This is a genomic window from Streptomyces sp. MUSC 14 (assembly GCF_001866675.1).
Lineage (GTDB): Bacteria > Actinomycetota > Actinomycetes > Streptomycetales > Streptomycetaceae > Streptomyces.
Genome location: NZ_MLYN01000024.1, coordinates 1 through 14423, shown reverse-complemented (window position 1 = coordinate 14423; position 14423 = coordinate 1). Strand labels below are relative to the sequence as shown.

The following is a 14423-nucleotide window of genomic DNA, read 5'->3' as shown; positions in this document are numbered from 1 at the left end:
ACATTGACATGAGTCGCAAGTTCGTTCATATTTCTGCGCATGTGGTCCCGTCACACCCTTCATGAGAGCGCCGCCATCGAGCTGGCGCTCCTCGGTGTGACCGCGCTCTGCGTGGCCGACATCCACTGTCGCTGACGCCGCCTCCCCGGCGTACGCGTCGCGACCGCTTTCTCCTTTTCCGTCCGTGACTGTCACGGACTTTTCGACGACCCGACGCCGGGGCCGACGTCTGCGCACAGACGTCTCATTCCTCGTCCACATGTCTCACTCTTCGAGAAACCCTCGATCAGAGCCCCGTCAGTTCCCCGAGAGGTCGTCATTCCGATGCGTCAACCGTCCGTCATAGCGCGCCGCGTGGCAGTGGCATCCGTCAGCCTGGTCGTGGCAGCGGGCGCCGCGGCCTGCGGCCCGAAGGACAACGATGCCAAGGGCTCCGGGGGCGACTCCACGCCCCACAAGGGCGGCACGCTCACGGTCCTGAACGCCCAGCCGCAGACCGACTTCGACCCCGCCCGGCTCTACACCTCCGGCGGCGGCAACGTCCCCTCCCTGGTCTTCCGCACGCTCACCACCCGCAACCGCGCGAACGGCCAGGCCGGCGCCAAGGTCGTCCCCGACCTCGCCACCGACACCGGGCGTCCCGGCAAGGACGCGACCGTGTGGACGTACACCCTGAAGAAGGGCCTGAAGTACGAGGACGGCACGCCGATCACCTCGGCCGACATCAAGTACGGCATCGAGCGCTCCTTTGCCCCCGAGCTGTCCGGCGGCGCCCCCTACCTGCGGGACTGGCTGGTCGGCGCGGCCGACTACCAGGGGCCGTACAAGGACAAGAAGGGGCTCTCGGCGATCGAGACGCCCGACGCGCGGACCATCGTCTTCCACCTGGACAAGCCCGAGGGCGAGTTCCCGTTCCTCGCCACGCAGACGCAGTTCGCCCCGGTGCCGAAGAGCAAGGACACCGGCACCAAGTACGAGGAGCACCCGGTCTCGTCCGGTCCGTACAAGGTCGTCAAGAACGAGAACGACGGCGAGCACGTCCTCCTCGAACGCAACACGTACTGGTCGACGGCCCTCGACGACCAGCGCAAGGCCTACCCGGACACCATCGACGTCCGCTCCGGCCTCGACTCCTCGGTGATCAACCAGCGGCTGTCCGCGTCCCAGGGGGCGGACGCGGCCGCGGTCACCACGGACACCAACCTCGGCCCGGCCGAACTCGCCAAGGTCAGCGGCGACAAGGACCTCGCCGCGCGCGTGGGCACCGGCCACTTCGGCTACACGAACTACATCGCGTTCAACCCGACCGTGAAGCCGTTCGACAACCCCAAGGTGCGCCAGGCGATCGCGTACGCCGTCGACCGCTCCTCGGTCGTCAACGCGGCCGGCGGCAGCGCCCTGGCCGAGTCCGCGACCACTTTCCTGCCCGACCAGAAGTCCTTCGGCTACACGCCGTACGACCCGTTCCCGGCGGGCGCGTCCGGCAACCCGGCCAAGGCCAAGCAGCTGCTCGCGCAGGCCGGTTACAAGAACGGCCTCACCATCACGCTGACCCACTCCAACGCCAAGGACTTCGAGACCAGCCCGGAGATCGCGACCGCCGTCCAGGACGCGCTCAAGAAGGCCGGCATCACGGTCAGGCTGCAGGGCCTGGAGGACAACGACTACCGGGACACGATCCACGGCGTGAAGACCGAGCCCGGCTTCTTCCTCGCCCATTGGGGCGCCGACTGGCCGTCCGGCGGTCCCTTCCTCGCCCCGATATTCGACGGCCGGCAGATCGTCAAGGACGGCGCGAACTTCAACACGGGCCTGCTCAATGACACGTCGGTCAATGACGAGATTGACTCGATCAACAAGTTGACCGACCTTGACGCCGCCGCCAAGCGATGGGGCGCACTGGACCAGAAGATCGGCGAGCAGGCCCTCGTCGTGCCGTTGTTCCACCCGGTCTACAAGCGCCTGTACGGCACGGACGTCAAGAACATCGTCATCAGCGACTGGACCGGCGTCCTCGACATCTCCCAGGTCGCGGTGAAGTAGCGCCGTGAGTGAGGCACTTGTCGCCGTCGAGGCCGCCGGGACGGACGCGTCCGTCCCGGCGGCCTCGGGGGCCCGTCAGTTCTGGCGGCGGCTGCGAGCGCAGCGCGCCGCCCTGGTCGCGGCGGCCGTCGTCGCGCTGCTCGTCCTGGTCGCGCTCGCCGCGCCGCTGCTCACCGCCCTGGAGGGCCAGGACCCCACCACGTACCACCCGTCCCTGATCGACTCCGCGCGCGGAGGCGTGCCCATCGGCTCCTTCGGCGGCATCGGCGCCGACCACTGGCTGGGCGTCGAACCGCAGACCGGACGCGACATGTTCGCCCGGCTCGTCTACGGGGCGCAGGTGTCCCTGGGCGTCGCGCTGGCCGCCACGGTGCTGCAGGTCGTCCTCGGCGTCGCCATGGGCGTGGCCTCCGGCCTCGGCAACCGCTGGGTCGACCTGGTCCTGAGCCGCATCACCGACATCTTCGTCTCGATGCCACTGATGATCATGGCGCTCGCGCTGCTCGCCATCGTGCCGAACGGCTTCCCGCGGCCCGTCCTCGTCGCGCTGATCATCTCCCTGGTCTCCGGCTGGAGCACCACGGCGAAGATGGTGCGCGCCCAGACCCTCACCCTGAAGAACCTCGACTACGTCGCCGCGTCCCGGCTCAGCGGCTGGAGCACCTGGCGCACCGCCGTACGCGAACTCCTGCCGGGGCTCGCCGCGCCCGTCATCACGTACGCGGCCCTGCTGATCCCGACGAACATCAGCACCGAGGCGGCCCTGTCCTTCCTCGGCGTCGGCGTGAAGCCGCCGACGCCGTCCTGGGGGCAGATGCTCGCCTCCGCCGACGTCTGGTACCAGTCCGCGCCGCAGTACCTGCTGCTGCCCGCCGCCGCCCTGTTCATGACCGTGGTCGCGCTGACCGCCCTCGGTGACGGCGTGCGCGTCGCCCTCGACCCGCGCGCGGCCTCGCGTCTGCGGATCGGCACCGGCCGCAGGCGCGAGGCCCGCGCGGACAAGGCCGTACCGGCGACGGACACGGCGAACCCGGCCGCCGTACGGACGGAGGACCGGGCATGAACGGCCTCACCGGCTTCGTCCTGCGCCGCGCCATCGGCGCCGTGGTCACCCTGTTCGCGCTCTCGGTGATCATCTACGTCGTCTTCTACGTCACCCCCGGCAACGTCGCCCAGATCACCTGCGGCCCGCGCTGCTCCCCGGAACAGGTCCACCAGGTCGCGCAGCAACTGCACCTCGACGACCCGCTGTACGTGCGCTACTGGCACTTCCTCCAGGGCATCTTCGCGGGCCAGGACTTCTCGACCGGCACCGGCGTGGAGCACTGCTCGGCGCCCTGCCTCGGCCAGTCGTACCAGAACGACCAGCAGGTGACCGACATCATCCTGACCAAGCTGCCGGTGAGCTTCTCGCTGGTGCTCGGCGCGATGGTGATCTGGCTGCTGCTCGGTGTCGGCACCGGCGTGCTCTCCGCCTGGCGGCGCGGCAGGTTCAGCGAGCGGGTCCTGACCGCGATCACGCTGGCGGGCACGGCGACGCCCGTCTTCGTCATCGGCCTGGTCCTGATGATCGTGGTCTGCGGCCAGCTCCAGCTGCTGCCCTTCCCGGAGTACGTGAACTTCACCGACGACCCCGAGCAGTGGGCGTGGAACCTGCTGCTGCCCTGGCTCTCCCTCGCCCTCATCGAGGCGGCGGGCTTCGCCCGGCTGACCCGGGCGGCGATGCTGGAGACGCTGGCCGAGGACCACATCCGCACGTTCCGTGCGTACGGCGTCGGCGAGCGGGCGGTGATCGCCCGGCACGCGCTGCGCGGCGCGACCGCGTCCGTCATCGCGCTCAACGCGGTGACGTTCGGCTCGGCCGTCGGCGGTGCCGTCCTCACCGAGACCCTGTTCGGCCTGCCTGGCATCGGCCAGGAGCTGGTGCACGCGGTGCAGGTCGTGGACCTGCCGGTGGTCGTCGGCATGGTCCTGGTCGTCGGTTTCTTCGTGGTGCTCGCCAATGCCGTCGCGGACGTGCTGTACGCGGTGGCCGACCGACGGGTGGTGCTCGCATGAGCCTGGTGGAAGTGACTGACCTGACCGTCGAGTTCGGCTCCCTGCGGGCCGTGGACGGGCTCTCCTTCAGCCTGGCGAGGGGCGCCGCGCTGGCCCTCGTCGGCGAGTCCGGCTCCGGGAAGTCCACGGTCGCGGGCGCCCTGCTGGGCCTGCACCGGGGCACCGGAGCCCGCGTCGCGGGGTCGGTCCGCGTGGCCGGCACGGACGTACAGGAGGCCACGGACGAGGAGTTGCGGCGGCTGCGCGGGGCGAAGGCCGCCATGGTCTTCCAGGACCCGCTGTCCTCGCTCGACCCGTACTACGCGATCGGCGAGCAGATCGCCGAGGTCCATCGCGTGCACGCGCGCGTGTCGCGACGTGCCGCACGCGCGCGTGCCGTCGAGGTGCTGGAGCGGGTGGGAATCGCGGACGCGGCACGCCGGTCCCGGTCCCGGCCGCACGAGTTCAGCGGCGGCATGCGCCAGCGCGCCCTGATCGCCATGGCCCTCGCCTGCGAGCCGGACCTGCTGATCGCCGACGAGCCGACCACCGCCCTCGACGTCACCGTCCAGGCCCAGATCCTCGACCTGCTGCACACGCTGCGCGAGGAGACCGGCATGGGCCTGCTGCTCGTCACGCACGACGTGGGCGTCGCCGCCGAGAGCGTGGACGACATCCTCGTCATGCGCCGTGGCCGGGCCGTCGAGCACGGCAGGGTCGGCACCGTCCTCGCGGCGCCCGCCCAGGCGTACACGCGCGAACTGCTCGACGCCGTCCCGCGCGTGGGCGCGCGCCGCACCGGCTCCGAGGCCACCGACGAGGTCGTGCTGGAGGCCACCGGGTTGCGGCGCGAGTTCGGGCGTGGCAAGCGGGCGGCGGCGGCCGTGGACGACGTCTCGGTGACCGTGCGCCGCGGCGAGACCCTCGGCGTGGTCGGCGAGAGCGGCAGCGGCAAGACGACGCTCGGCCGGATGCTGGTCGGGCTGCTGGAACCGACCGCCGGCGCGATCCGCTACGAGGGCTGCCCGCACACCACGGTGAACCCGGCCGTCCAGATGGTCTTCCAGGACCCGGTCTCCTCCCTCAACCCCCGCCGCAGCGTCGGCGAGTCCATCGCCGACCCGCTCCGCGCGCGTGGCGTGGGGGTCCCCCCGCTCGAGCGAAGCCGAGAGTGGGGGAGCGACGAGGAGCGCATACGAGGGCGCGTGACGGAACTGCTGGAGCGCGTGGGGCTCGAAAGGGCACACTACGACCGCTACCCGCACGAGTTCAGCGGCGGCCAGCGCCAGCGCATCGGCATCGCCCGGGCGCTCGCCGCCGACCCGCGCGTCATCGTCTGCGACGAGCCCGTCTCCGCGCTCGACGTGACCACGCAGGCCCAGGTGGTCGAGCTGCTCGGCGCGTTGCAGCGGGAGCTCGGCCTCGCGCTGGTCTTCATCGCGCACGACCTCGCCGTCGTACGGCAGGTCAGCGACCGCGTCGCGGTCATGCGCCGCGGCAGGGTCGTCGAGTACGGGCCCGCCGACGAGGTGTACGACAGTCCGCGCGAGCCGTACACCAGGCAGCTCCTGGCCGCCGTACCCGCGCTGGACCCGGAACTCGCGGCCCAGCGGCGCGCGGCCCGGCGGGAACCGGTCGTGGCGTAACGTTTCGTGCACGGCCGATGACGCGCTGAGCCCTTAGCGCGACGAAACGCGACCCGCACGCGAAAGTTACGACCGTTCACCCCTTTTGGTGGCGCGATGGACAACCGTCCGTCGCGCCACCGCCTTGTCCGCTTACGTTCGTCCCGCTGTGAGCCGCCGGGACAACGGCGGCTCCCGAGACGGGAGATCGGGGGTGCACACGTGCGCATCGGACTGCTTACGGAGGGTGGCTATCCGTATGTGAGTGGTGACGCCGGACTCTGGTGCGACCGGCTCGTACGCGGGCTCGAACAGCACGAGTTCGACCTCTACGCGCTCAGCCGCAGCCGACAGCAGGAGGACGCGGGCTGGGTCCCGCTCCCGCCGCAGGTGAGCCGGGTGCGTACGGCGCCGCTGTGGACGGCCGACGACGACGGGGTCACCCACGGGCGGCGCGCCCGCCGGCGCTTCGCCGAGTGCTACGGGGAGCTGGTCGGGGCCGTGTGCGCCGGAGCCGCCCCGGGGGCCGACGGTCCGTCCGGGGGCGGATCCAGCGAATCGGCGGGCGCGTCCGCCGATCTGGCGGACCGTTTCGGCAGCGCGCTGTACGGGCTCGCCGAACTCGCCCGCGAGGAGGGCGGCCTGGTCGGGGCCCTGCGCTCCGACGCCGCCGTACGCACCCTGGAGCGCGCCTGCCGCGCCCCGGGCGCCCTGCGCACGGCGCACGAGGCGCGCGTTTCCGACCTGCTCGCCGTCACCGCGCACCTCGAACGCGCCCTGCGCCCCCTCACCCTCGACTGGTACGGCGACGACGGCCTCGGCGCGGCCGACCTCTGCCACGCCACCGCCGGCGGCCCCGCCGCCCTGCCCGGCCTGCTCGCCCGGCGCTTCTGCGGCGTACCGCTGCTCGTCACGGAGTACGGCGTGCAGCTCCGCTCGCACTACCTCGGTCTCGGCCCCGACGCCGCCGCCCCCGCCGTACGCGCGCTCCTCAGCGCCTTCCACGGCCGGCTCGCCGCCGAGGTCTACCGGCGCGCCGAGATCCTCACCCCCGGCAACGCCCACGCCCGCCGCTGGCAGGAACGGTGCGGCGCCGACCGGGCCAGGATCCGCACGGTCTACCCGGGCATGGACGCCACCCGGTTCGCGGAGGTCGGCGAGGCCCCCGACCGCGCCGAACCGGACACCCTGGTCTGGGTCGGGCGCGTCGAACCGGCCAAGGACCTGATCTCGCTGCTGCACGCCTTCGCCGAGGTCCGCAAGGAGGAGCCCAAGGCACGGCTCAGGATCGTCGGGGCGCCCTGTGGTCCCGAGGGCGCGGCCTACCTCGGCCACTGCCGGGCGCTCGCCGCCCAGCTCTTCCCGGACGAGGCGGAGGGCGCGCACGCCGTCGGCGACAACCCCGTCTCCTTCGAGGAGATCGGCGGCCCCGAGGCCCCGACCCTGCCCGACGCGTACGCCGCCGGTGCGGTCGTCGTGCTGTCCAGCGTGGTCGAGGGCTTCCCCATCAGCCTCGTGGAGGCCATGCTCTGCGGCCGAGCCACGGTCTCCACCGACGTCGGCGCGGTGGTCGAGGTCATCGGCGGCACCGGGCTCGTCGTGCCGCCGCGCAATCCGCGGGCGCTCGCCGAGGCGTGCGTGGCGCTGCTGCACGACCCCGAACGCCGTGTACGCCTCGGCGCCGCCGCGCGCGCCCGCGCGCTCGAACTGTTCACCGTCGAGCAGAACATCGCGGCATTTCACGGCATTTACCTGCAGATCGTTTCGCACTGCCCGGTGCGCCGGGTCGTCCTCGACGCGTCCGGCGAGCCACGGCCGTTCGCCGCCCCCGCCGAGTCCCACGTTCCCGGCCGCTGGACCGGCCCCACGGCGCGCGTCCTGCCCCGGACCGCCCCCGGCTGGGCCACGACCGCGCCGGAGGGGGCGTGATGGGCGTGATCGACGTACAGGACGACGGCTACGGCGACGGGGACGGGCTCAGCGGCGGGAGCCCGAGCGGAACGGACCTGCCCGGCATGCCGAGCGGCGCGGAACCGTGGGACTCACGGGCGGGGGAGCGGCTCGGGACCGGGAGGACGTCACCGCAGACGCCGTCGGCTTCCACGCGCGCGTTGGTGACGTCGGAGTCCGCGTCCGCGAGCGCGCCCGTACCCGCGTCCTCCGCGGCGCGCCCGGCGCCCCGGCGTGGCGCCGCCGACCCGGTGAAGGCCCTGCTGCACCGGCACCGTGAGCTGTGCGAGCGAGCCGTGGACCCGCTGGAGATCGCCGCCGGGCTGGAGGCGCACGGCATCACCGACCGGACCGCCGCCCGGTTCCGGCACCGTGACGTCTTCTCGCTGGCCGAGGAACTGTACGCACGCGTGCCGCGCAGCAGCGCCGAAGCGGGCCCCGGGACCGAACCCCTGCCCGTACCCCGCGTCCGCGCCGGCTGGGTGCTGCTCACCCTCCTTCCCGGCGCCCTGGGCGCGGCCACCACGGCCGGACTGCGGCTCACCCACGGGCACCCGCGCCTCCTTGTCGCCCTCGTGGGCCTTCTCACCCTCTGCCTCGCTGCGCGCGCCGCACTGCGCCACGGCCCGCTCGCGGGGCCGCCCCGCACACGCGCGTGGCACGCGACGAGCGCCACGCGCGCGTGGAGCGTCTGGCTGCTCGGGTACGCCCTCTTCGGCGGCGGTCTGCTGAGCGACATCCTGACCGGCGGCCCCGACGCCCTCCCGACCGGCGCCCCGGACGCCGCCTGGCCGACGGCCGTGGCGCCCGTGCTGGCCCTCACGCTGGCGTGCGCCCCGGCAGCCTGGTGCGCCCACCTGCTCGGCGCGGGTGCCCGCCGCAGACTGGCCGACAGCCGGGGCCTGGAGGACTTCACGGCCAGCGTCCGGCCACTGCTGTTCGGCACGTTCACACTCTTCGTCGGCACGCTCACCGCGCTGCTCCTGCTGTGCGGCACGGTCCTGCGCCAGCCCCCGGCCTACGCGCAGACCCTCACCCTGGGCGCTCTGCTCCTGCTCGCCCGCCTGCTCGCCGTACACCGCCACCGACGCGCACCGGCCCTCGCGCTGGGCACCGCCGCGGCGGCCGAGGTGGCGGCACTCGCCCTGCCGCTGACCGGCCGGCTTCCCGGCTGCGCCGTCCTCGCGGCCCCGGTGCGGGCCCTCGTGAACGCCTGCGGCCCGGCCGCCGTCCCGGCCCTCGCGTGCGGCGCCGCGGCCCTGGCCCTGCTGTTCCACGCCGGCCACACCCTCACACGGGCCTCGGCCCACGCGCTCACGGAGGCTCCCGAGTGAGTCTCCGAGTGAACCTTCCGCCACGGCCCACCGCCGCGGGCACCCGCGCCACCCCTTCGAAGGAGAAGACCAGATGACCACCTCCCGACCCGGAGCGTCCGGAGCGTCCGGGGCCGCCGGAACCGCCGGAGCGCCCGCGGCGACCGGTGCCATCGCCAAGGCCGGTGCCGCCGGCGCGCACACCCGGGGAGGCGCCCGATGAGGGTCCTGCTGATCGGAGCGAACGGCTACATCGGCCGCTTCGTCGCCGACCGCCTGCTCGCCGACCCGGCCGTCCAGCTCACCGCGCTCGGCCGCGGCGACGACGCCGACGTCCGCTTCGACCTCGCCACCGGCAGCCCGGGCGCGCTCACCCGCTTCCTCGACGCGGTCCACCCCGGTGTCGTCGTCAACTGCGCGGGCGCCACCCGCGGCGGCGCCCGCGAACTCACCCGGCACAACACCGTCGCCGTCGCCACCGTCTGCGAGGCCCTGCGCCGCAGCGGGTGCGGCGCCCGGCTGGTGCAGATCGGCTGCGGCTCGGAGTACGGCCCCAGCCAGCCCGGCTCCTCCACGGCCGAGGACGCCGTACCCCGCCCCGGTGGCCCGTACGGTGTCAGCAAGCTCGCCGCGACCGAACTCGTCCTCGGCTCGGGCCTGGACGCCGTCGTCCTGCGCGTCTTCTCCCCGGCCGGCCCCGGCACCCCGGCCGGCTCCCCGCTGGGCCGGCTCGCCGAGGCCATGCGCCGCGCCATGCAGTCCGGAGACGGTGAGCTCAAACTCGGCGGGCTCGGCGTCCAGCGCGACTTCGTCGACGTACGCGACGTCGCGCGCGCCGTGCACGCCGCCTCGCTCTCCGCCGCGCAGGGCGTCATCAACATCGGCTCCGGGCGCGCCGTCCGTCTCCGTGACGCCGCCGGGGTCCTCGCCCGGGTCGCCGGGTACGGCGGTGCGCTGCACGAACTCGACGCCCCGCCCGGCCCGTTGCGCGGCCCCATCGGCCATCCCCGCGCCGATTCCGACCACGCGGCTCCGGTCGCCTACCCGTACCCGGACGGCTGCGGCAGCTGGCAGCAGGCCGATGTGCGCACCGCGCGGGACCGGCTCGGCTGGCGCCCCCGTATCAACCTCGAAGAATCCCTGGCCGACATCTGGATGGAGGCGGCATGCCGCATCTGACCACGACCGAGGCGGGCGCCGCGAGCACAGGAGTGCGCACCGCCCTCGGCGTGCCGGGGTTCGCCCATCCGCTCGTCGCCCCCGCCCAGTGGGCCGAGCTCGCCCGGCCGGGCACCCCGCTGGACTGGGTGGTCCTCAACGTGTCCGCGGGGCCGGGCACCCGCCCCGACCCGCACTGCCTGGAGGCCGCGGGCCGGCTCCGGGGCGCCGGGGTCCGTGTGCTCGGCCAGCTGGACCTCACCTACGGCGCCCGTTCGTTCGCCGACGTGCTCGGCGACGCGCACCGCCACCTCGACTGGTACCGCGTCGACGGCTTCCTGCTCGACCGCTGCCCCGGCGAGCGCGCGGCGCTCCTTGAGGTCCGACGGGCGGTCACCACGCTGCGGGCGATCAGTGACACCGCCCACATCGTCCTCGGCCACCGCCGCCACCCGTATCCCGGCTACGCGGAGAACGCCGACCAGCTGGTGACCTTCTCCGGCTCCTGGTCCGACTACCGCTGGTCGCAGGTCGCCGAGTGGACCGCCGACTATCCGCCGGACCGCTTCTGCCACTTCGTGCACAGCGTCCCCCTGGGACACCTGGACGAGGCGCTGCGCATCGCCCGCTGGCAGGGAGCGGCGACGATCTACTTCACCGACCGCACGGACCGCGGCGGCCGCACCGATCCGTGGGAGACGATGCCCGGCTACTGGGACGACATCGTCTCGCGTATCGGAACAGGTGTCTCGGAATGAAAAAGGCCGTGGCAGTGTTACGGGCAGAACAACCGTACTGTTTGACCGACCAACGGAGTCCCCGTGTCGTTGCCACCCCTGGTTGAGCCAGCCGCTGAGCTCACCGTAGACGAGGTTCGCCGGTACTCCCGCCACCTGATCATCCCCGACGTGGGCATGGACGGGCAGAAGCGGCTGAAGAACGCCAAGGTGCTGTGTGTCGGCGCCGGCGGCCTGGGCTCGCCCGCGCTGATGTACCTGGCCGCCGCGGGCGTGGGCACCCTGGGCATCGTGGAGTTCGACGAGGTCGACGAGTCGAACCTGCAGCGCCAGATCATCCACAGCCAGTCCGACATCGGCCGCTCCAAGGCCGAGTCCGCCCGTGACAGCGTCAAGGGCATCAACCCGTACGTGAACGTGATCCTTCACGAAGAGCGGCTCGAAGCCGAGAACGTGATGGACATCTTCAGCCAGTACGACCTGATCGTCGACGGCACGGACAACTTCGCGACCCGCTACCTGGTCAACGACGCGTGCGTGCTGCTGAACAAGCCGTACGTGTGGGGCTCGATCTACCGTTTCGACGGTCAGGCCTCCGTCTTCTGGTCCGAGCACGGTCCCTGCTACCGCTGCCTCTACCCGGAGCCCCCGCCCCCGGGCATGGTCCCCTCCTGCGCCGAGGGCGGAGTCCTGGGCGTGCTGTGCGCGTCCATCGGCTCCATCCAGGTCAACGAGGCCATCAAGCTCCTCGCGGGCATCGGCGAGCCCCTGGTCGGCCGCCTGATGATCTACGACGCCCTGGAGATGACGTACCGCCAGGTCAAGGTCCGCAAGGACCCGAACTGCGCGGTCTGCGGCGAGAACCCGACCGTCACCGAGCTCATCGACTACGAGGCCTTCTGCGGCGTCGTGTCCGAGGAGGCCCAGGAGGCGGCCGCCGGTTCGACGATCACTCCGAAGCAGCTCAAGGAGTGGATCGACGACGGCGAGAACATCGAGATCATCGACGTCCGCGAGCCGAACGAGTACGAGATCGTCTCCATCCCGGGCGCCAAGCTGATCCCGAAGAACGAGTTCCTCATGGGCGCGGCCCTGCAGGACCTCCCGCAGGACAAGAAGATCGTCCTGCACTGCAAGACGGGTGTCCGCAGTGCGGAAGTCCTCGCCGTACTGAAGTCCGCGGGCTTCGCCGACGCCGTCCACGTGGGCGGCGGCGTCATCGGCTGGGTCAACCAGATCGAACCGAACAAGCCGGTCTACTGACCGACAACCCCGCCGACCAGCGGGACCGCCGAAGCCCACGTCTCTGACCAGCTCAGATGCCGTGGGCTTCCGGCATTGCCGGTCGGCTTCGGACATCGTCCCGGCCGGCTCGGACCTGTCGGTTCCCGGCGCTGTCGCGCGGCGCCCGCCGGGGAACCACACTGGTCGGTGGGGCGCTCTCCCGGAGGCGCTTGCCCGCGACGAAAGGACGGACCCATGCCCACGGACACGCTTCCCGGCCCGCTGCGATTCCTGGTCTTCGGCGCGGCTCTGCGGGCCGATTCGATCAACGCCCGCCTCGCCTCCCTCGTGGCCCGGCTCATCTCCGACACCGGTGCCTCCGTCGACCTCGCCTCCATGCGCGACTTCGACATGCCCTTGTACGACGGCGACGCGGAGGCCAGTGAGGGGCTGCCGCAGGGCGCCCTCGCCCTGCGCGACAGGCTTGAGCAGAGCGACGCCTTCGTCATCTCCTCGCCGGAGTACAACGCGTCCGTGCCGGGACTGCTGAAGAACGCGATCGACTGGGTCTCGCGTGTCCGGCCGCAGCCGTTCAAGACCAAGCACGCGCTGCTCGTCTCCGCCTCGCCGTCGCTGGTCGGCGGCAATCGCGGGCTGTGGGCGCTGAGGGTTCCACTGGAACACCTGGGCACCCGTGTCTACCCGGACATGTTCAGCGTGGCCAACAGCTACCAGGCCTTCGCCGAGGACGGAACCCTGGCCGACCCGGGGCTTCAACAACGTCTCACCGAGACGGTGTCGGGTTTCCTCAGCCTCGTCGAAGCGGACGTGCGCTACGTCTGTCTCGAACGCCGTTGGTACGAGTTCCTGGGAGACCGTACCGAGGCGGCCATCACCCAGCGGGCCGAGAAGTGACGGAGCGACCGGAAACGTCAGGAGCAGACCTTCCCGTGCTGCGGCACCGTTCCCTTCAGTAGGTGGGCGTTCACCGTCGAGTCGACGCAGTCGCTGCCGTAGGCGCCGTGGCCCTCGCGCTTCAAGGTGCGCTCCACACCGACGCCCTTGCCCAGCGCGTCGGCCATCGTGCGGGCGCTCTCGTACTGGGTCGCCGGGTCCCCGGTGTTGCCGACCAGCAGGATCGGTGCCGCACCCGGGGCGCTGACCTGTGGGGTGGTGAACTGGCCCGGTACCGGCCAGGCATGGCACCAGCCTGCCGTGTCCCAGCCGAGGAAGTCCCCGAACACCGGCGAGATCCGCTCGAAGCGCGCCAGCCTGCTCTTCGTCTCGGCGAGCGTCGGGCGCTCCTCCTCGTCCAGGCACGATATGACCCGCTGGGACTGGGTCGTGGTGCCGTAGTGCCCCGACGAGTCCCGCTCGTTGTAGCTGTCCGCGAGCGCCAGCAACGGTGAACCGTCGCCCTTTCGCGCCGCGTCGAGCGCGCTGGCCAGCCGCGGCCAACCGGACTCGCTGTACAGCGGCACGATGATGCCGGTGGTCGCGAGTGTCTGGGTCGGCTTCCGCCCGGAGGACGTCGGCAGCGGCTTCGCGTCGATCCGCTTCAGCAGGGCGGCGATCTTCCGGGAACCCTGCGCGGGATCCTGCCCGGTGGACTTCAGGTAGTCCTCCGGTGCCCGCTGGAATCCGCGGGCCTGGTTCTCGATGTGACCCACCGCGTCCGCGGTCGGGTCCACCACCGCGTCGAGGATCGGCCGCCCGACCCGCCGCGGGAACAAGTCGGCGTACACGCCGCCGAGTTCGGTGCCGTAGGAGATGCCGAAGTAGTGCATCGTGCCGTTGCCCAGGATCTGGCGCATCAGGTCCATGTCGCGGGCGGTGTCTGTGGTGGACACGTGGGCGAGCAGCGGGCCGGCCGCCTTCTGGCAGCCCTTGGCGAAGTCGGCGGCGTCCTGGAGGTACGTCTGTTCCTCCTGCGGGGTGCCGGGCGTGGCGTCCACGTCCTCGGCGGCCGTGATCCGACGGTCGTCACTGCAGCGGACCCCCGCGCCGGCGCCGCGTGGGTCCCAGCTCACCAGGTCGTAGCGCTCGCGCAGGGCGGAGACGGTGGCCGCGTAGCAGGGCATCGTCTGCACCCTCGAGCCGCTCGGCCCGCCGAAGTTGAACAGCAGGGAGCCGATAGGGTCGCCGCCGGTCGCCTTGGCGTGGATGAGGGAGAGGCCGATCGTCGCCCCGCCCGGCTCGGACCAGTCCAGCGGCACCGTGAGCGTCGCGCACCGCCACTCGCCGCCGGGCGCCGTCGAGTCGCCGGAGGCCTTGCAGCGGCGCCAGCCGAGATGCTGGGAGGTGAGGGGGGGTGCCTCTATGTCTTTCGTCAAGCG

13 protein-coding genes are annotated in these 14423 nt (G+C 72.2%); 12 read left to right on the top strand and 1 reads right to left on the bottom strand.

The features are described 5' to 3' along the window. Positions 1-39: 39 nt before the first annotated feature. From BIV25_RS54355 to BIV25_RS15540, 12 genes are all read left to right on the top strand, one after another. Positions 40-135: an Ms4533A family Cys-rich leader peptide gene (locus BIV25_RS54355; protein ID WP_371273026.1), complete on the top strand. Its 96-nt coding sequence runs from the start codon at positions 40-42 to the stop codon at positions 133-135. Between the two features lie 189 nt (positions 136-324). Beyond that, a complete protein-coding gene (locus BIV25_RS15585; RefSeq protein ID WP_071372920.1) occupies positions 325-2043 on the top strand; it encodes an ABC transporter substrate-binding protein in 1719 nt (572 codons plus the stop codon). 4 nt (positions 2044-2047) lie between these two features. After that, positions 2048-3106, top strand: coding sequence for an ABC transporter permease (locus BIV25_RS15580; RefSeq protein WP_071372919.1), 1059 nt, complete (start codon positions 2048-2050; stop codon positions 3104-3106). After that, entirely contained in the window at positions 3103-4101 is a 999-nt protein-coding gene (locus BIV25_RS15575; RefSeq protein ID WP_071372918.1) for an ABC transporter permease, read from the top strand. Before BIV25_RS15580 ends, BIV25_RS15575 begins: the two co-directional genes overlap by 4 nt. Then, positions 4098-5726 (top strand): ABC transporter ATP-binding protein, encoded by a 1629-nt coding sequence (locus BIV25_RS15570; protein WP_071372917.1) that lies wholly within the window; start codon positions 4098-4100, stop codon positions 5724-5726. The genes BIV25_RS15575 and BIV25_RS15570 overlap by 4 nt, the downstream gene beginning before the upstream one ends. A gap of 240 nt (positions 5727-5966) precedes the next feature. Continuing rightward, positions 5967-7634: a glycosyltransferase gene (locus BIV25_RS15565; RefSeq protein WP_071373047.1), complete on the top strand. Its 1668-nt coding sequence runs from the start codon at positions 5967-5969 to the stop codon at positions 7632-7634. 272 nt (positions 7635-7906) lie between these two features. Continuing rightward, complete coding sequence (locus tag BIV25_RS15560; RefSeq protein WP_071373046.1) at positions 7907-8989, top strand: hypothetical protein; 1083 nt, start codon at positions 7907-7909, stop codon at positions 8987-8989. A gap of 73 nt (positions 8990-9062) precedes the next feature. Next, positions 9063-9191 (top strand): hypothetical protein, encoded by a 129-nt coding sequence (locus tag BIV25_RS52760; protein ID WP_256255835.1) that lies wholly within the window; start codon positions 9063-9065, stop codon positions 9189-9191. After that, on the top strand, positions 9188-10147 hold the full coding sequence (locus BIV25_RS15555) for an NAD(P)-dependent oxidoreductase (RefSeq protein WP_071372916.1): 960 nt from the start codon (positions 9188-9190) through the stop codon (positions 10145-10147). Before BIV25_RS52760 ends, BIV25_RS15555 begins: the two co-directional genes overlap by 4 nt. Beyond that, a complete protein-coding gene (locus tag BIV25_RS15550) occupies positions 10135-10884 on the top strand; it encodes a spherulation-specific family 4 protein (RefSeq protein ID WP_071372915.1) in 750 nt (249 codons plus the stop codon). The genes BIV25_RS15555 and BIV25_RS15550 overlap by 13 nt, the downstream gene beginning before the upstream one ends. Positions 10885-10947: 63 nt before the next feature. Then, the gene (gene moeZ, locus BIV25_RS15545) at positions 10948-12126 is read left to right on the top strand and encodes an adenylyltransferase/sulfurtransferase MoeZ (RefSeq protein WP_071372914.1); all 1179 of its coding nucleotides are present in this window, start codon (positions 10948-10950) and stop codon (positions 12124-12126) included. 216 nt (positions 12127-12342) lie between these two features. Then, positions 12343-13002: an NADPH-dependent FMN reductase gene (locus BIV25_RS15540; protein ID WP_071372913.1), complete on the top strand. Its 660-nt coding sequence runs from the start codon at positions 12343-12345 to the stop codon at positions 13000-13002. A 17-nt stretch (positions 13003-13019) separates the two neighbouring features. Here BIV25_RS15540 and BIV25_RS15535 read toward each other — a convergent pair. Continuing rightward, positions 13020-14423: alpha/beta hydrolase (locus BIV25_RS15535; protein WP_071372912.1), on the bottom strand; the 1404-nt coding region annotated here is incomplete at its 5' end.